The organism is Muricoccus roseus (assembly GCF_900141905.1).
Classification (GTDB): domain Bacteria; phylum Pseudomonadota; class Alphaproteobacteria; order Acetobacterales; family Acetobacteraceae; genus Roseomonas; species Roseomonas rosea.
Genome location: NZ_FQZF01000002.1, coordinates 17,176 through 33,211, shown reverse-complemented (window position 1 = coordinate 33,211; position 16,036 = coordinate 17,176). Strand labels below are relative to the sequence as shown.

At 72.5% G+C, this 16,036-nt stretch carries 16 protein-coding genes and 1 riboswitch; of the genes, 10 read left to right on the top strand and 6 right to left on the bottom strand.

Annotation, left to right across the window (positions count from 1 at the left end):
• Window positions 1–215: 215 nt before the first annotated feature.
• A complete protein-coding gene (locus BUB97_RS00170) occupies window positions 216–2,309 on the top strand; it encodes an HWE histidine kinase domain-containing protein (protein WP_073129990.1) in 2,094 nt (697 codons plus the stop codon).
• Window positions 2,310–2,324: 15 nt separating this feature from the next.
• Here BUB97_RS00170 and BUB97_RS00165 read toward each other — a convergent pair whose 3' ends face one another.
• Window positions 2,325–2,945, bottom strand: a complete 621-nt coding sequence (locus tag BUB97_RS00165) for a DUF1194 domain-containing protein (protein ID WP_073129987.1) — start codon at window positions 2,943–2,945, stop codon at window positions 2,325–2,327.
• Between the two features lie 129 nt (window positions 2,946–3,074).
• On the opposite strand from BUB97_RS00165, the gene BUB97_RS00160 reads away from it, so the two are divergent.
• The 3 genes from BUB97_RS00160 (at window position 3,075) to BUB97_RS00150 (ending at window position 7,639) form a co-directional block, all read left to right on the top strand.
• On the top strand, window positions 3,075–4,340 hold the full coding sequence (locus BUB97_RS00160; RefSeq protein WP_073129985.1) for a hypothetical protein: 1,266 nt from the start codon (window positions 3,075–3,077) through the stop codon (window positions 4,338–4,340).
• A gap of 207 nt (window positions 4,341–4,547) precedes the next feature.
• The gene (locus tag BUB97_RS00155) at window positions 4,548–5,195 is read left to right on the top strand and encodes an exopolysaccharide biosynthesis protein (RefSeq protein WP_073129982.1); all 648 of its coding nucleotides are present in this window, start codon (window positions 4,548–4,550) and stop codon (window positions 5,193–5,195) included.
• 96 nt (window positions 5,196–5,291) lie between these two features.
• A riboswitch (cobalamin riboswitch) is annotated at window positions 5,292–5,515 on the top strand.
• 147 nt (window positions 5,516–5,662) lie between these two features.
• The gene (locus BUB97_RS00150; RefSeq protein WP_073129979.1) at window positions 5,663–7,639 is read left to right on the top strand and encodes a TonB-dependent receptor plug domain-containing protein; all 1,977 of its coding nucleotides are present in this window, start codon (window positions 5,663–5,665) and stop codon (window positions 7,637–7,639) included.
• A gap of 316 nt (window positions 7,640–7,955) precedes the next feature.
• On the opposite strand, the gene BUB97_RS00145 is transcribed toward BUB97_RS00150, so the two are convergent.
• Window positions 7,956–9,098 (bottom strand): M20 family metallopeptidase, encoded by a 1,143-nt coding sequence (locus BUB97_RS00145; protein WP_073129976.1) that lies wholly within the window; start codon window positions 9,096–9,098, stop codon window positions 7,956–7,958.
• 88 nt (window positions 9,099–9,186) lie between these two features.
• On the opposite strand from BUB97_RS00145, the gene BUB97_RS00140 reads away from it, so the two are divergent.
• The 3 genes from BUB97_RS00140 to BUB97_RS00130 are packed head-to-tail and all read left to right on the top strand — an operon-like array spanning window position 9,187 to window position 11,190.
• Complete coding sequence (locus BUB97_RS00140; RefSeq protein ID WP_073129973.1) at window positions 9,187–9,621, top strand: MaoC family dehydratase; 435 nt, start codon at window positions 9,187–9,189, stop codon at window positions 9,619–9,621.
• A gap of 28 nt (window positions 9,622–9,649) precedes the next feature.
• Window positions 9,650–10,246, top strand: a complete 597-nt coding sequence (locus BUB97_RS00135; protein ID WP_245818101.1) for an LOG family protein — start codon at window positions 9,650–9,652, stop codon at window positions 10,244–10,246.
• A gap of 11 nt (window positions 10,247–10,257) precedes the next feature.
• Complete coding sequence (locus tag BUB97_RS00130) at window positions 10,258–11,190, top strand: bifunctional riboflavin kinase/FAD synthetase (RefSeq protein ID WP_073129970.1); 933 nt, start codon at window positions 10,258–10,260, stop codon at window positions 11,188–11,190.
• A 277-nt stretch (window positions 11,191–11,467) separates the two neighbouring features.
• Here the strand turns inward: BUB97_RS00130 and rsmD are convergent, their stop codons facing one another.
• The 3 genes from rsmD to BUB97_RS00115 are packed head-to-tail and all read right to left on the bottom strand — an operon-like array spanning window position 11,468 to window position 13,684.
• Window positions 11,468–12,037, bottom strand: coding sequence for a 16S rRNA (guanine(966)-N(2))-methyltransferase RsmD (rsmD, locus tag BUB97_RS00125; protein WP_277614013.1), 570 nt, complete (start codon window positions 12,035–12,037; stop codon window positions 11,468–11,470).
• Between the two features lie 19 nt (window positions 12,038–12,056).
• On the bottom strand, window positions 12,057–12,944 hold the full coding sequence (locus BUB97_RS00120; protein WP_073129965.1) for a pseudouridine synthase: 888 nt from the start codon (window positions 12,942–12,944) through the stop codon (window positions 12,057–12,059).
• Complete coding sequence (locus BUB97_RS00115; RefSeq protein ID WP_073129962.1) at window positions 12,941–13,684, bottom strand: gamma-glutamyl-gamma-aminobutyrate hydrolase family protein; 744 nt, start codon at window positions 13,682–13,684, stop codon at window positions 12,941–12,943. Before BUB97_RS00115 ends, BUB97_RS00120 begins: the two co-directional genes overlap by 4 nt.
• A gap of 85 nt (window positions 13,685–13,769) precedes the next feature.
• On the opposite strand from BUB97_RS00115, the gene BUB97_RS00110 reads away from it, so the two are divergent.
• Window positions 13,770–14,201, top strand: a complete 432-nt coding sequence (locus BUB97_RS00110; RefSeq protein ID WP_073129959.1) for a nucleoside deaminase — start codon at window positions 13,770–13,772, stop codon at window positions 14,199–14,201.
• Window positions 14,202–14,211: 10 nt separating this feature from the next.
• On the opposite strand, the gene BUB97_RS00105 is transcribed toward BUB97_RS00110, so the two are convergent.
• Window positions 14,212–14,808: a hypothetical protein gene (locus BUB97_RS00105; protein ID WP_073129956.1), complete on the bottom strand. Its 597-nt coding sequence runs from the start codon at window positions 14,806–14,808 to the stop codon at window positions 14,212–14,214.
• Between the two features lie 113 nt (window positions 14,809–14,921).
• On the opposite strand from BUB97_RS00105, the gene tsaB reads away from it, so the two are divergent.
• Together tsaB and BUB97_RS00095 are read left to right on the top strand one after the other, a co-directional pair.
• Window positions 14,922–15,560 (top strand): tRNA (adenosine(37)-N6)-threonylcarbamoyltransferase complex dimerization subunit type 1 TsaB, encoded by a 639-nt coding sequence (tsaB, locus tag BUB97_RS00100; protein WP_073129953.1) that lies wholly within the window; start codon window positions 14,922–14,924, stop codon window positions 15,558–15,560.
• Complete coding sequence (locus BUB97_RS00095; protein ID WP_073129950.1) at window positions 15,557–16,036, top strand: GNAT family N-acetyltransferase; 480 nt, start codon at window positions 15,557–15,559, stop codon at window positions 16,034–16,036. The genes tsaB and BUB97_RS00095 overlap by 4 nt, the downstream gene beginning before the upstream one ends.

Sequence of the window (16,036 nt, the reverse complement as noted above, 5' to 3'; positions counted from 1 at the left end):
ACTGCACCCCCCGCCTGGGCCGGACAACCCATCTCCGCCCGGCCACAACCCGGCCGCGCCCTCGCGGCGGCGGAACGCAAAATCCGCGAGCACCGTTGCCCGCCCGCAACTTGCGCGGCTCCCGTTCTGCCTACTAAACCGGAGCGAAGGCGTGTTGGGCGCGCCCTCGCCTGGCAATCCGCCACGACCATGCCTGCTGGGAATGTGCCGACAGAATGCCGGACCCCGATGCCGCCATATCCGAGGCACGCATCACATCCGCCACGGGCTGGCGCTTGCGCGGCCTTCGCCTCCACCTCCTCGCGCTGATCCTCGCGGTCCTCGTCCCCGCCCTCGTCATCAGCGGCGCCGCCGCCTGGCACCTCGCCCGCAGCTACCGCCAGGCCTTCGAGACGCGGCTGCAGGATACCACTCGCGCCCTTGCCCTGTTTGTGGAGAGCGAACTCGACACGCTGATGACCAGGGTGGTCGCCCTCGCCTCCTCCCCCCTGCTGGAGGACGATGACCTCAACCCCTTCGGCAACTGGGCACGGCGCATCGGGGAGGCCCCGGGTGGCTGGATTGTGGTGAACGACGCCGCTCCCGGCCATCGCCAGCTACTGAACACCGGACTGCCCGCCGGCACGGCGCTGCCCCCGCCCCTGGCGCCGGGCGAAGGCGCCTGGGATGTGATCCGCCGTGTCGTCGAAACCGGCCGCCCAGCCGTTTCCAACCTCTTCCGTAGCCATCCGACAGGCCGGCCCGTCGTGGTGGCCGCTGCGCCAGCCCTGCGGGACGGGCGAGTGGCGCGCGTGGTCGTGCTCGCGATGAACCCTGCCCTGCTCTCCGAGCGTCTGCGCGCGCGCCGCCCCTCCGGCAGCGCCTTCGTCTCGGTCGCTGATGCGAGCAGCCGCATTGTCGCCCGCTCGCAGGACCATGACCGCTTCGTCGGCACCATCCCGCCCAGCCGTGGCGTTCCCGCAACCGAGCGGGAACGCGGCCTGTTCCGCAGCCCGACCGTCTATGGCGATCCTGGCCTGTTCTTCGCCCAGAAACTGCAGACCGCGCCGGGCTGGAGCATCGCCGTGGCCGAGCCCTACACCCAGTACCGCATGAGTTGGCTCGCACCCCTCGCCGCCCTGCTGGTCGGCGCCGCCGCCGCCCTTGCCCTCGGCCTCGGCCTTGCCGCCTGGCTCGCCCGCCGCGTGCTGCGCCCGGTGGAGGCCCTCGCCCGCCGGGCGGAAGCCGTCGCTGCCGGGGATGCACACCCGTCCCTCCCCGCCGTGCCCCCGGCGGGCGTCGCCGAATTCGAGCTGCTTCGCCGTGCCAGTGAAAGGGCCGAGGCCGCAGTCGCGGCGCGGGAGGCCGAGTTCCGCGCGATGTTCGAGACCGCCGCGGCCGGCGTGGCCGAGACGGATACGAGGACCGGCCGCTATCTTCGTGTCAACCGCACCTTCTGCGAGATCACCGGCCGGCCGGAGGAGATGCTGGTCGGCCGCCTCGGCCCGAAGGACATCCTGCATCCGCAGGATCAACCGGCCGAAGCGATGCCGGCGGCCGACGATACGGAAAGCCGCATCCTGCGACCGGACGGGTCGGTCGTCTGGGTGCAGTCCAGCACCGCCCCCTCCGCCCTCGATCGCGGGGGCAAGCCGCTGCGCGCCGTCACCATCCTGCAGGACATCACCGCCCGGAAGCGGGCTGAGGAGGCGCGCGGACTGCTGGCCCGGGAAGTGGACCACCGCGCGAAGAACGTGCTGGCCGTGGTGCAGGCCGTCCTGCGCCTGACGCCCAAGAACGACCCCGCGACCTATGCCCGCTCCGTGGAGGCGCGCGTCACCGCCCTCGCCCGCGCCCATACGCTGCTGGCGAACGGGAACTGGAACGGGGCCGACCTCCGCGCCCTGGCGGAAGCCGAGCTGAGCGCCTTCCAGCCGGGCGCGCCGGATGCGCCCCGGGCCATGTTGCAGGGCCCTTCCGTGACCCTGACCCCTGGCGCCACCCAGGCCCTGTCCCTCGTGCTGCACGAGCTGGCGACCAACGCGACGAAGTACGGCGCCCTTTCCGCTCCCGGGGGGCGGGTTGACCTCACCTGGTCCGTCGACGACGCTGCCGGCCGGCTCCACCTACGCTGGGCCGAAACCGGGGGGCCGCCGGTGCCCGGGCCGCCGACCCGCCGTGGCTTCGGCACGCGCGTGATCGAGGCCAGCCTGCGCGACCAACTCGGCGCCGCCGTGCGCACGGCCTGGGAGCCGGCCGGGATGACCTGCGAGATCGAGGCCTCCCTCGCGCGGGCGGTGCTGACCCAGGGCGCGCACGCCGCCGCCTGAGGCAGGTCAGGCGGGTCACGCCGTCAGCGCGCCCCGCAGCTCCCGCACGAGCTTGCGCCGGATCGCCTCCACGAAATCCGCGTAGTCCCGGCATTCCATCACGAAGGCTCCTGGCCCCCCGATCACCTGGGCCGCGTAATGGGCCGCCAGGTCCGGCTCCTCGTTCACGACCGCCAGGGCATTGATCACCACCCCCGCCGCCACTGCCGCGTCCCGCACGGGAGCCGAGGGGATGCCCGCATTCCCGGCGCCATCGCCCGAGACATCCACCACCTCCCGCGCCGCATCCGCCGAGAACTCCGCGAGCAGGCGCAGCGCGGCGGTCAGGCCCTCGCCCAGGGCCGTGGCGCCGGGGGGCACCAGGCGCGGGGCGGCATCCACGGCTTCCGCCAGCGCCGCCGCGCCCTCGGCATCGGCGACCAGCATCCAGGGCACGACCACGGCCTGCGCCCCGGGCCCCGACCAAAGGAGAACCGCGACCGCCGCCGCGCCGCGCGCCCCGCCCGCGGCAGCGCCGGCCACCGCCGGGTCCCGGAAGGCCTCGGCCAGCCCCCCCATCATCAGCCCGAACTCGTCATGATCGACGGAGGAGGAGGCGTCCACCGCCAGGCATAGCGCGATGTCCACGTCCCGCATCCCGCAGAGGTGGTGGGCTCGCACCCCGGGGAGAAGAGCCCGCGCAGATCGGCCGGGCCCGTTCCGCAGCTTGCACCGGACCTCACGTTCTGGTGATAGAGCCAGGGGCAAGATGGATGGGGGGCGGGCATGGCGGACGGAACGCCGGGACGGGGCGCGAGCCACAAGGCGGAGGGGCCGCAGGGGGCGTCGCCCTCCCTGACCCAGGCCATCATCGAGGGTTCCGGCCACGCCACGAACTGGTCCGAGCTCATTCTCAAGGCCATCAGCCTGGGCACGGTCATCGCGGGCTTCGACCTGCTGACGCCGATCGGCGGCGATGCCGCGCTCCGCTGGGCAGGAACGGGCCTCATCGCGACGGTGCTGGCCGGGCTCGCCTTCGGGGCCGCGCGCCGCGCGCCGCTGGATGCCGCCTGGCAGGCCCTGGAGGGTCGCTCCCTCGAAAGCCAGAGCTGGGGCAACCGCCTGTTCCACCGAATGTGGCGCCCCGCCCAGGGAAAGCTCCTGCTCAAGCCCTTTGTGCGCGTGGGCGGCGCCGCTGGCGCGGCCTGCCTCATCGCCGGCTGGTCCGCCGGGCAGCATGAGGGCGGCACCCTCGCCGGCAGCTTCGAGGGGCTGGCCCAGGGACAGCAGCGCATCATCGCCCTGCTGGAGGACATCCGCGACGGCCGCAGCGAGGACCCGCGTGTCGAGGCCGCTCGGCTCAACCTGCCCTGGTCCGACTATGCCCTGAACATGGCCCTGGCCAATGGCGACGAGCGGGCCGTGCGGCTCTATCTCAAGGGCGGCCTGCGCCCCGAGTTCAGCCGCGCCCTCCGGGCCTTCGACGGGCCGGCGCGAGGCGCGGTGCTGGACGCGGCTCGCCGGGGGCAGGTCGCCTGCCCCCTACCGCCCACGGACCGCACCGGCTGGCTCGCTGCCTCCGAACTCTCCAGCTTCGCCCGCATGCTGGCCGAGGCCGACCGCTCGGGCGCGCGGCCGCTGGTGGATGCCGCCTGCGCCCATCCCGAGCCCCGCCGCCGCTACGACCAGCTGGCCGCCGAGGCGGAAGGCTATCTGCGCGCGCAGGAGCAGCGCAACGCCAATTCCCCCCAGCTGCGGGCGGAATGCCGGCGCGACCTGACCTCCCGCTTCCCGCCCACGGCGGCCAGCCTCCGCTCCCTCGGCAAGACCTACAGCAACGCGGATCCGGACCGCTTCTCCCCCCAGGCCCGGCTGGACGAGCTGGTGAACCTGACGAACATGCAGGCCGCGGTGGGCATGGTCCGCTTCGGCCCGGCCGACCTCCCCGCCCTCATCACCCGGGCCTGCGAGGACTGGGGCAAGCCGCGCGACCTCCGCCAGGAACAGGAGTTCCTCCGACTGATCCGGGAAGGCCGCCCCCTCCTTGGCTGAAGGGCTTTCCTGGCCCTGCCCGGCCCTCACAGCCGGTCGCGCCTTGAACCCACCCGCGCGCGGGGACATCTTTCGGTCGCTCTCGGCCAGGGATGGGGACCTCCCTCTTCCGGCCGTGCGAGCCGGCCTGATCGCGGGCAGGCTGCCGGGACGGGTTGTTCCCTCCGTTCCTGACAACATGCGCCCAGCGGAGGAGCCGCAGTACCGATGGACGGCACGATGAACTCGCCCCTCCCGCAAATGGGCGAGTCCCCGGCGCATGAGGCCGCGCCGATCTCCCGGATCGTCGCCGAGGTGGCGGCCACCTTCCCGGGGGAGCGAATCACCCTCGGCGAGATGGCCGAGGCCTTCGGGGACCGCGCCTTCGGGCTGCTGATCCTCCTTCTCCTCCTCCCCTCCCTGCTGCCGGGCATGGCCAGCGTCTTCGGCCTGCCCATGCTGCTGCTGGGCGTCCAGATGGGGCTCGGGCGCAGCGTGCCGAAGCTGCCGGCCTTCATGGCGCGGCAGTCCATCAAGCGCACGGACCTGCTGCGCCTCGCCGGCGCCTCCTCCAAATGGCTGCGGCGGATCGAATGCTATGTCCGCCCGCGCTCCGGCGCCTTCACCACCCCCTTCGGGGACCGGCTCTTCGGCTGGCTGACGGTGTATGTCGCCATCATGCTCATCCTGCCCGGGCCCGGCACCAACGGTCCGCCCGCCTTCGGCAACATCGTCATGGCGCTGGGCCTGGTGGAGCATGACAGCCGGACCATGGGCTGGGGCATCGTCCTGACGGTCCTGGGCTGCGTTTTCGCCACCGTCGTGCTGGCCGCCCTCTGCTGGCTCGGCATCGAGGCGCTGGGCTTCGTGTTCTGACGAACAGGGGGGCCTTCGTGTTCTGACGAACACACCGGGCATCCAAGCAACACCCGCCCCTTCCCGGCCCCTCGCGGCGCGTATCCCGCCGCGTTACACGCCGCCTCATGCGCCGGTGGCCCGAAAGGGCTGAAACGGGAATGCGCGACGCGCCCTGGCTCTCTCTGAGCCGAGGCACCCATCCGCAGCTGCCCTCGCAACTGTAGGCGGCCGATCCGGCCCCCAACGCCATTGCCGCCCATGGGCGACGAGAAGGCGGGGGCCGAACCTCGCGAGAGGACGGCCGCGAGCCAGGAGACCGGCCGGCGCAGAGCTGTCTCGCGCGTGCCGGGCGAGGTGCACCGGCGCAACGGACCTTTGGACAGGGGGCGGACACGCCCCTTCCGCTGGCGAGAACCGCGTCCACCGTCGCGTGCCCTCCTCCGGGGGCGCGCGGCAGATCGTGACCGCTCGGCTGGGGATCCCCGATGCGACGCCTTCTCCTTCTCTCCTTCACCGCCCTTTCCCTTCCGGCCCTGGCCCAAGGGGTGAACCCGGGCACGCCGCCCGTCACCGAGCCCAGCGCCGCCATCGCCGAGACGGTGGTCACCGCCACCCGCGTGCCCACGCCGATCGAGCGCGTGCCCGGCGCGGTCACCGTGATCGACCGCCAGACCATCGAGGAGCGTGGCTACCAGACCCTGGCCGAGGCGCTCGTCACCGTGCCCGGCTTCGCGCTGATCCAGTCCGGCGGCCTCGGCCAGCCCGCCAGCGCCTTCATCCGCGGCACCGCCTCCCGCCATGCCCTCGTCCTGCTCGACGGCGTGCCGATCAACGACGCCTCGGAGCCGAACGGCGCCTTCAACTTCGGCAACGACCTGCTGGGGATGGATGTGGAGCGCATCGAGGTGCTGCGCGGCCCCGCCTCCTCCCTCTACGGTTCCGGCGCGATCGGCGGCGTGGTGAACATCGTCACCCGCCGCGCCCCGCGCGACCGCGCCATCGCCCCCTTCGGCGAAGTGGCGGGCGGCAGCAACCGCACGCTGCGGGCGAATGGCGGCATCACGGGCACGGTCGGGGAGTTCGATTATCTCCTCTCGCTCCGCAGCCTCTCGACCCGCGGCACCGATGCCACCCCCTCCCGCTTCACCTCCGACACGGGCGAGCGCGACGGCTTCCGCAGCGCGGGCGCGACCGTGCGCCTGGGCTGGACGCCCAGCGCGCGCTTCCGCCTCGAGGGCCTCGCCAACTGGCGCGAGAACCATGGCGGCCTCGACAACGTGCCGAATGACGACCCGAACTACTCCTTCGAGGACCGCCGCTACACCGGTCAGATCCGTGCCGAGGGCAAGCCCTTCGAGGCCTGGACGACCGGCTTCCGCATCGCCCAGACTGTGGACCGCCGGAAGTACCGCAACCTGGCCGACGGCTTCGACCCCTCCACCACGGACGACCTCTATCGCGGCGAGCGCACGGTTTTCGACTGGGGCAACCAGATCCGCCTGCCCGATGCCGGCTTCCTCGACCAGAGCCAGGTCTCCTTCGGCGTGACGCATGAGCGCGAGGATGTGCGCCAGGCCTCCGGCAGCACCTTCTTCCGCACCACCACCGACGCCGATGCGAGCTCCACCGCGGGGCACATGGGCTACCAGGTCCGGCTGTTCCGCCGGCTCGACCTCTCCGCCGGCATCCGCAACGACGCGGCCGAGGACTACGGCACCCATACGAGCTGGCGCCTCGGCGCCCTGCTCGCCGTGCCCGAGATCTCGGCGCGGATCCGCACGGCCTATGGCACCGCCTTCAAGGCGCCGTCCCTCTACCAGCGCTACGGCCGCATCACCGGCTTCTTCGAGGGCAATCCGAATCTCCGTCCGGAAATCTCCGAGGGCTGGGAGGCCGGCATCGAGTTCGACCTGCCGCTCGGCGCGCAGCGCGACTTCGCGACGCTGGGCGCGACCTATTTCGACAACCGCATCCGTGACCTGATCAACTACGACGCCTTCTTCACCTCGCTCGAGAATATCGACCGCGCGCGGATCAAGGGCGCCGAGTTCACCGCCACCCTGCGCCCCGCGCGCTGGCTGACGGCCTCCCTCGCCTACACCATCACCGACGCGCGCGACGCCCGCACCGACGAGCGCCTCGCGCGCCGCCCGGAGCAGCAGCTGGCCCTGAACGCGAGCTTCCGCCCGGTGGAGAACGTGACCATCGCGCCGGAGCTGATCGTCTTCGGCCGCTCGCGCGAAGGCGCCTTCGCCTCCTACCGCAACGACGGCAGCGCCTACACCGTGGCGCGCGACAACAAGGCCGGCACCATCTTCAATCTCACCGCCACATGGCAGGTGACGGAACCGGTGGCGGTGTTCGTCGAGGGGCGCAACCTGACGGATAGCGACTTCGAACCCGCCAACGGCTTCGTCATCCCCGGCCGGACGGTGCTCGTCGGCACGCGCTTCCGGTTCTGATCCGGGCGGGGGCTTCGTTCTGGGGTGTCGGTCTGTCCCGGGGAGAGGAAGAAGGAATTCTTCCTCTCCCCGGACCCCTCACCTTCTTCTTTTTCTTCGAGTTGGAGTCATTCGGCTGACGGTGCGCCTCGGGTCATCGACCCGAGGCGATTGCAAAGGCAGTATCAATCCCCTGAACCAAAGATCCCACTGATCCGGGGTATCCACGGCAGTCAGACGGGGTTCCAAGGGCCTCAGGCCCTTGGCGGGTGAGGTCCGGAGAGGGCGGAGCCCTTTCCGGGATGCCCTGGCAGAGAGTGTGACCACTCCGCCCCGGTCAGAGCGTCTCGAGCAGCCCGACGATCACCTGCCCCCGCGGCGCCAGGTCGCGCCACAGGATGTGCTCGTTCGGCGCATGGGCGCCGGCCCCGGTGCAGCCCAGCCCGTCCAGGGTGGGGATGCCCATGGCGGCCGTGAAGTTGCCGTCCGAGCCGCCGCCGCGATGCTGCTTCGGCAGTTCGTAGCCCGCCTCGCGCGCCAGGGTCCGTGCCCGCTCGTACAGGTTCAGGATATCCGGGTTCTCGGCGAAGGAGGGCCGGTTCATCCCGCCGGTGACCGTGATGGTGATGCCATCCTCGGAGCCGGCCAGGGCCAGGATCTCCTTCTCCATCCGCTCGCCATCGGCCATCGTCGCCACGCGCAGGTCGATCTCGCAGCCCGCCTCGGGGGGAATGACATTGGGGCGCGTGCCGCCCCAGACCGGGGCGACGTTGGTGGTGGTGCCGCCCGCCAGGTCCACCATGGCGTGGACCTTCTCGATCAGCCGCGCCAGCGCCACCACGGCGCTGCGCCCCTCGGACCAGTTGCCGCCGGCATGGGCCGAGACGCCCTGGATGTCCACCACGAAGCGCCCGACGCCCTTGCGCGCGGTGACGCAGGCGCCGCCCGGATTGCCCGCGGGCTCGGGGATCAGCACGGCGCTGGCGCCGCGCGCCTCCTGCTCGATGAACTCCCGGGAGGTCGGGCTGCCCACCTCCTCGTCGGGCGTGAGCAGAAGGGTGATCGGGCTGCGGGTCTGCACGCCCTGGCGCAGGATTTCGCGCAGCGCGTGGAAGGCGAGGAAGGAGCCCGCCTTCATGTCGTAGATGCCGGGGCCGAAGGCCTTCTCGCCCTCCACCTTCCAGGGCATGGAGCTGGCCAGCGTCCCGTTGTCCCACACCGTGTCGAGATGGCCGGCGATGACCACGGGCGGGCGGTTGCCGGTGGCGGGGTTGGCGGGGGTGCGGGCGATGAGGTTGTCGCCATAGCCATCGCGGCCGGGGATGCGGGTCACCTCGGCGCCGGCCGCGCGCAGCTCGGCCTCCACCTTGTCCATCAGCCCGTTCACCGCCTGGGGGTCGGTGGTAGGCGTCTCATGCAGCACCCAGCCGCGCAGCTCCTCCAGCAGGGCTTCGCTGGTGCCGATCCGGGTCTGGGGCATGGGGCGACGGTCCTTTTCCGTGATGCGGGGGTTCTCGCGCCGGGGTCGGGACTTGTCCATGCTCCGCCCCGGGAATCGGGAGAGCCACATGGACGGCATGCGCTTCGAGGATCTGTCGCTGGGGCAGTCGGCCCGCTTCGCGAAGACGATCACGGAGGCGGATATCCTCCTCTTCTCCGCCGTCTCGGGGGACAACAACCCGGTGCATCTGGATGCCGAGGCCGCCGCCGCCTCCTTCTTCGGAGAAAGGGTCGCGCACGGGATGCTGACCGCCTCCCTCATCTCCGGGCTGCTGGGCACGAAGCTGCCGGGGCCGGGCGCCGTCTATGTCTCCCAGAGCCTGCGGTTCCGGGCGCCGGTGCGGATCGGGCAGACGGTAGCGGCGGAGGCGGAGGTGATCGCGCTGGACGCCGAACGGCGCCGGGCGACGCTGCGCACCACCTGCAGCGCCGCCGGGGTGCTGGTCCTCGAGGGGGAGGCGGTCGTCATGATCCCGACTCCGTCAGCCCCCCCGGCTGGATAGAGGCCTGCTGCGGTGCCACATTCACCGCATGAGCATCGAGATGAAGAAGGTCTGCGTCTTCTGCGGCGCGAATTCCGGCACCGACCCTGCCTTCGCCGCCGGGGCCCGTTCGCTGGGCCATGCGATCGCGGAGCGGGGCCTGGGCCTGGTCTATGGCGGCGGCAAGGTGGGGCTGATGGGCGTGGTGGCAGATGCCGCGCTGGAGGCCGGCGCCGAGGTGGACGGGGTGATCCCCGAGCACCTGATGCAGCGGGAGCTGGGCCATGGCTCCGTCACCCGGCTCCATGTCGTCTCCTCCATGCATGAGCGGAAGGCGCTGATGGCGAAGCTGTCGGACGGCTTCGTGGTGCTGCCCGGCGGCTTCGGCACGCTGGAGGAGGCTTTCGAGGTCCTGACCTGGTCCCAGCTCGGCCTGCACCGGAAGGGCACGGTCTTCCTGGACGTGAAGGGCTACTGGTCCACGCTGAACGCCATGATGGACGGCATGGTGACCGCCGGCTTCGTCCGCGCGGAACACCGGCTCCTCTCCCTCACGGCCGAGAACCCGGCCCAGGCGCTGGACATGCTCGCCGCCTATCGTCCGCCCGAGGTGACGCGCTGGATCGAGCGCGTGGCGCAGGCCTGACGCGGCCGGCCATGGCTTGTCATGTCTGGACCGACTGGCACGCCCTCCCGGCGGTCGCGCGGGGCGGGACGGTCGCGCTCGGCAACCTCGATGGCGTGCATCGGGGGCACCGGGCCGTGCTGGCCGCCGCGCATGGCGCCCGGCCGGACCTCCAGCTGGCCGCCCTGACCTTCGAACCCCATCCCCGCGAACATTTCCGCCCGCAGGACCCGCCCTTCCGACTGACCCTGCTGCCCGCCAAGGCGGCCGCCCTGGCCGATGCGGGCTGCGCCCATGTGCACGCCGTGCCCTTCGACCAGGCGCTGGCGGCGATGGAGGCAGAGGAGTTCCTCGACCGCGTGCTGCTGGAGGGCCTGGGGGCGCGACACCTGGCCTGCGGGGCGGATTTCGCCTTCGGGCACCGGCGCGGGGGCGACGTGACCTTCCTCGGGCGCTGGGCGGAGCGGCGCGGCATCGGGCTTTCCGTGGTGCCGCCCGTGGCGGACGCGGCGGGGCCGGTGAGCAGCACCCGGGTCCGCCGCGCGCTGCAGGACGGGTATCCCGAGCGCGCCGCCGCCCTGCTGGGGCGGGATTGGGAGGTGCGCGGCACGGTGTTCCACGGCGACCGGCTCGGGCGGGAGCTGGGCTGGCCCACCGCCAATATCTGGCTGGGGCGTCACCTGGAGCCCGCGCGCGGGGTTTACGCCGTGCGGGCCGTGCTGCCGGACGGGAGCGTTGTGCCGGGAGTGGCGAATGTCGGGCGACGGCCGACCCTGGGCGGGGATCCGGAGACGCGGCTGGAGACGCATCTCTTCGACTGGCAGGGCGACCTCTACGACCAGGAGATCGGGGTGCGGCTGGTGCGCTTCCTGCGGGAGGACGCGGTGTTCAACGGGCTGGATGAGCTGAAGGCCGCGATTGCGGCGGATGCGGCCGAGGCGCGGGCGCTGCTGAAAGCAGGCTGATCGGCTTTGAGGGCTCCGCCCTCGCCCGCCAAGGGCCTGAGGCCCTTGGAACCCCGTCTGACTGCCGTGGATACCGTTGATCGGCGGGGTCTCGGGTTGGCGGGCGCCGTTTCCTGCCTTTGCAGTCGCCTCGGGTCGTGGCCCCGAGGCGCACCGTCAGCCGAGCGAATCCAAACTCGAAGAAGAAGATGATGGAGAGGGGTCGGGGGAGAGGAAGAATTCCTTCTTCCTCTCCCCGGGACATACCGTCAGCCCAAGAGCAGACATCCGGCCGGCATCATCCCAGCGCGCGAAGCACCAGAACGCGCGCGGCTCCCATCTCTCGTTCGGCGAGGCCTTCCCAATCCGGCAGCGAAGGGGCCGGCTCCTCACGGCCCAGTTCCAGGCAGGCCAGGGCGCCGGGCGCCACCCATCCCGCCGCCTTCAGCGCTCCCAGGGCCTGCGGCCCGAGGTCCTTCGCATAGGGGGGGTCGAGGAAGAGGAGGGCGCAGGGTGCCGGGGCACGCGGCGGGCGAAGGACGTTCCCGGGGATGACGCGCGTCAGCGCCTCGGCCCTGAGTGCCGCGATATTGGCGCGGAGGGCGGCCAGGGCGGCGCGGTCCTGTTCCATGAAGGTCGCCTGGGCGGCCCCGCGGGAAAGGGCTTCGAGCCCGAGGCCTCCGGTCCCCGCGAAGGCGTCGAGGACATGCGCGCCCTCCATCACGGCGCGGCCGCCCCAGGGGGCGTGCCAAAGGGAATCGAACAGAGCCTGGCGCACGCGGTCCGCCGTGGGGCGCGTGGTGGCGCCGGGTGGCGCCTGGAGGGTGCGGCCGCGCCAGCGGCCGGCGACGATCCTCATGGCCGGCACTGGCCGCTCGGCGCCACCGTCATTCGGTGCGCGGCTTCGCCCCCCAGGGCGTCCGGTGCGGGTCGCCGGCGCGGCGCGCGCGCGGGGCGCGTGCCCGGGGCGGCGCCTCGGGCTCCGGGGGCAGCTCAGTCCGCTCGGTGCCGCGCTGGATCCGCGGCGCGGCGGAACGGATGCCGAGCTGCTCGCGCATGGTCCGGGCGTTCACCTCCTCCACCGCGCCCGGCGGCAGGGTGCCGAGCTGGAAGGGACCGTAGGCGACGCGGATCAGGCGCGTCACATGCAGTTCCAGATGCTGCATCACGCGGCGGATCTCCCGGTTCTTCCCCTCCTGCAGGGAGACCGTCAGCCAGGCATTCGTGCCCTGGCGGCTGTCCAGCCCGGCCTGGATGGGGCCGTATTTCACGCCATCCACCGTGATGCCGCGCGCCAGCCAGGCCAGCGCCCCCTCGTTCACCCGGCCATGCACGCGCACGCGGTAGCGGCGCAGCCAGCCATTGCTGGGAAGCTCCAGGCGCCGGGCCAGGGCCCCGTCATTCGTGAGGAGGAGAAGACCTTCGCTGGTCAGATCCAGCCGGCCGACGGAGACGAGGCGGGGCAGGCCAGCCGGCAGCTTCTCGAAGACGGTCGGGCGGCCCTGCGGGTCCTTGTGCGTGGTCACCAGCCCGTCCGGCTTGTGATAGCGGAACAGGCGGGTGGGTTCGGCGGTCCCCACCTTCTGGCCGCGGACCAGCACGGCATCGCCCTCGGCGACGAAGGTGGCGGGGGTTTCCACCGTCTTGCCGTTCAGGGTCACGAGGCGGTCGGCGATCAGCGCCTCGGCGTCCCGGCGGCTGGCCACGCCGGCGCGGGCCAGCCACTTGGCGATGCGCTCGCCGCGCTCGGGGTTCTGGGTGTCGTCCTCGCTCATGCGGCGGCGGCCCGGCCCTGGCCCGTCTGGCGGGCGGCCTCGACGAAGGCGTCGAGAATGGCCTGATCGCGCGGATCGACCGTGTATTCCGGGTGCCACTGCACCCCGAGGCAGAAGCGGTAGCCCGGATGCTCCAGCCCCTCCACGACGCCATCCGGCGCGCGGGCATTGACGATGGCGCCCTCGCCCGGGCGGTCCACCGCCTGGTGATGGGCGGAGTTCACGGCCATGGCGGGCGCGCCGACGATGCGGGAGAGAAGGGTGCCGGGGGTGAGCGCGACCTCATGGCCGGGCTCGGTCCGCGGGTTGGGCTGCTCATGCGCCAGGGCGTCCGGCACGCTGTCCGGGATGTGCTGGATCAGGGTGCCGCCCAGCGCCACGGCCAGCAGCTGCTCGCCTCCGCAGATGCCGAGAACCGGAATGTCGCGGCGCAGCGCGCCCCGGAGGATGGCGATCTCGAAGGCCGTTCGCCCCTCCTTCAGCACCACCGTCTCGTGGCGCGGCCCGCCGCCGTAGAGGGTCGGGTCCACGTCGAAGGCGCCGCCGGTGACGAGGAGGCCGTCCAGCCGGTCGAGGTAGTCATCGGCCAGGGCGGCATCATGCGGGAGGGCGATGGGAAGCCCCCCGGCGGCCGTGATGGCGTCGAAGTAGTTCTGGCGCAGGGCGTACCAGGGGAGCTTGGAGTAGCCACCGGGCTGCTCCGCGTCGAGCGTCAGGCCGATGAGGGGTCGTGCGGTCATGAATCGGTTGGTAGAGCCTGCATGGGCGCGGCCACAAGCGGCGGATGGGCATGGCGGTGATGGGATGAGGGCGGAGGGGGCCCCAATGGCGCTCGCGCTGGAGGAGGCGCGTGCGGCGGCGGCCAGGGACGAGGTGCCGGTGGGGGCGGTGGTGACGGATGCCGCCGGCCGGGTTCTCTCCTGCGCCGGGAACGAGGTGGAGGCGCGCCGGGATCCCTCCGCCCATGCGGAAATCCTGGCCCTCCGCGCCGCCGCCGCCGCGCGCGGCGAGAAATGGCTGCCCGACTGCACCCTGTGGGTCACGCTGGAGCCCTGCCCCATGTGCGCCCAGGCCGCCTCCTTCTTCCGGCTGCGGCGGGTGGTCTTCGGGGCCTATGACCCGAAGGGCGGCGGGGTGGAGCATGGGGCGCGGATTTTCGCCGCCCCATCCTGCCATCATGCGCCGGAGGTGGTGGGCGGCGTGCGCGAGACCGAGGCCGGGGCGCTGCTGCGGAACTTCTTCGCGCGGAAGCGTTGAGCCCGCCCGCTTACCGAAGGCTGAGCTCCGAGAGCGACATGGCGAAGGGATGGACGGGGCAGAAGACGATGACCCGGCAGGCCTGCGCCCCCTGGGGCTCGTCGCCGGGGTCGTTGAACTCGACCACATGGAAGGCGGGCTCCGCGGTCAGCTCGATCGGCCGGCCCGGGATATCGACGCTGCCGCCCTCCGGCCCCGTGCGGCGAAGCACGGTGGTGAGGGGCAGGCGATCGGGCGAGCTGCCGCGAAGGAGAAGGGACGCGCGGCGCTTCTCGCGGAAGGTCGCGTAGTCCCAGTCCATCTCGAGCGTGACCCAGCCGCTGCTGGTGCGCTGCTGCAGGGCGATGTCCAGCGTGCCGTCGGCGCCGGGCCGGAGATGCAGGTCCGGCTTGGCCCCCTTGCGGAAGCCAATGGTGAGGCCGGGCGCGATCTCCTCATAGGGCTGGCTGAGAGGCTGCTGGCCCAGCGCATCGGGGTTGGCCAGGATGTGCTCGACGAAATTGGGGGACATACCCTCGACGCGATGGCCGCTCTCTGCCAGTTCGCGCTTGAGGGTCAGCACCATGTCCAACAGGTCGTCGATCCGGTCGGTGATCCGTCGCGGCATGCTGCCTCTCATTTGCTGCACTGCGGCAGAGACTAGTCGCCTCCGGGTGGCGGGGGCAATTCGGGGTTGAAGCGGGGCGGGCCGCGGGGTTCGGCCGGGTGGAAGGAAATCCGATGCGGCTGCTCGGACTGGATGCGGCGCTGGCACGCGCCTCGGCCGCCCTCTGGGAGGAAGGGGCCGTGCGCGCGGAGGCCCGGCAGGATGGCGCGCGGGGCCAGCCCGCCGCGCTGCCCGCCCTGGTGGATTCGGTGCTTCGGGACTTGGCCGGCGCTCCGGACGCCGTAGCCGTGACGGTGGGGCCGGGCGGTTTCACCGGGCTGCGCGCCGCAATCGCCCTGGGCCGCGGCCTGGCGGATGGCTGGGGCGTGCCGCTGGTCGGGGTGACCACCGGCGAGGCCTTCACCGCGGCCCTGCCCCCCGGCCAGGCGGCCGGACGGGAGGTATGGTCCGTCACTACCGCTGGCCGGGGCGGGCTGGTGCTCGAGCGGCCGGGATCCGTGCCGGTGATGCTGGAGGAGACCTCCCTTCCCGCACCCACGGGCCCGGTGGTGCTGGTGGGGGATGCCGCGGCGCCGGCGGCCGCCCGGTTGCGGGCGCGCGGGGCGGATGTGCTCCTCTCCGACGCGCGGCTGCCCCAGGGGGGGGCGGTCGCGGCCGCGGCCGCGCGAAAGCTGGCCGCCGGGGAGCCCCCCCGCACGGCGGCGCCGCTCTATGCCGAGCCACTGGCGCTGCGGGACCCGGCCGGGGCGTGAGCGCGGCCACCATCCGCCCCGTGCGGCCCGACGAGATCGAGGCCCTCGCGGCGCTCCACGGACGAGCCTTTCCGCCGGCCGAACGCTGGGGCGCGGTGGCGATTCGGGCGATGCTGGCCATGGAAGGCGCCTTCGGCCTGGCGGCGGACGTGGCCGGAGGGGGGTGCGGTGGCTTCATTCTGGCCCGCGCGGTGGCGGGGGAGGCGGAGGTGCTGACCCTGGCCGTGGACCCTTCGCAGCGCCGGCAGGGCCTCGGCGGACGGCTTCTGGCCGCCGCGCTGGCGGAATCGGCCCGGCGAGGGGCGGAAACCCTGTTCCTGGAGGTGTCGGAGGCGAATGCCCCCGCCCGGGCGCTTTACGCCCGCGCATCCGCGACGGAGATCGGCCGCCGGCGCCGCTACTATGCGGATGGGAGCGACGCGCTGGTGCTGGCGATCCGCCAGGGAGAAGACACGTTACTTCACCGGCCGGCGTAA

Bases quoted from the DNA above. Each gene is read 5' to 3' on its own strand.
- BUB97_RS00110 (WP_073129959.1), top strand. From the start codon at position 13,770: ATGGCGCTCGCGCTGGAGGAGGCGCGTGCGGCGGCGGCCAGGGACGAG.
- BUB97_RS00135 (WP_245818101.1), top strand. From the start codon at position 9,650: ATGAGCATCGAGATGAAGAAGGTCTGCGTCTTCTGCGGCGCGAATTCC.
- tsaB (WP_073129953.1), top strand. From the start codon at position 14,922: ATGCGGCTGCTCGGACTGGATGCGGCGCTGGCACGCGCCTCGGCCGCC.
- BUB97_RS00140 (WP_073129973.1), top strand. From the start codon at position 9,187: ATGGACGGCATGCGCTTCGAGGATCTGTCGCTGGGGCAGTCGGCCCGC.
- BUB97_RS00155 (WP_073129982.1), top strand. From the start codon at position 4,548: ATGGACGGCACGATGAACTCGCCCCTCCCGCAAATGGGCGAGTCCCCG.
- BUB97_RS00160 (WP_073129985.1), top strand. From the start codon at position 3,075: ATGGCGGACGGAACGCCGGGACGGGGCGCGAGCCACAAGGCGGAGGGG.
- BUB97_RS00105 (WP_073129956.1), bottom strand. From the start codon at position 14,808: ATGCCGCGACGGATCACCGACCGGATCGACGACCTGTTGGACATGGTG.
- BUB97_RS00145 (WP_073129976.1), bottom strand. From the start codon at position 9,098: ATGCCCCAGACCCGGATCGGCACCAGCGAAGCCCTGCTGGAGGAGCTG.
- BUB97_RS00115 (WP_073129962.1), bottom strand. From the start codon at position 13,684: ATGACCGCACGACCCCTCATCGGCCTGACGCTCGACGCGGAGCAGCCC.
- BUB97_RS00120 (WP_073129965.1), bottom strand. From the start codon at position 12,944: ATGAGCGAGGACGACACCCAGAACCCCGAGCGCGGCGAGCGCATCGCC.
- BUB97_RS00165 (WP_073129987.1), bottom strand. From the start codon at position 2,945: ATGCGGGACGTGGACATCGCGCTATGCCTGGCGGTGGACGCCTCCTCC.
- BUB97_RS00170 (WP_073129990.1), top strand. From the start codon at position 216: ATGCCGGACCCCGATGCCGCCATATCCGAGGCACGCATCACATCCGCC.
- BUB97_RS00130 (WP_073129970.1), top strand. From the start codon at position 10,258: ATGGCTTGTCATGTCTGGACCGACTGGCACGCCCTCCCGGCGGTCGCG.
- BUB97_RS00150 (WP_073129979.1), top strand. From the start codon at position 5,663: ATGCGACGCCTTCTCCTTCTCTCCTTCACCGCCCTTTCCCTTCCGGCC.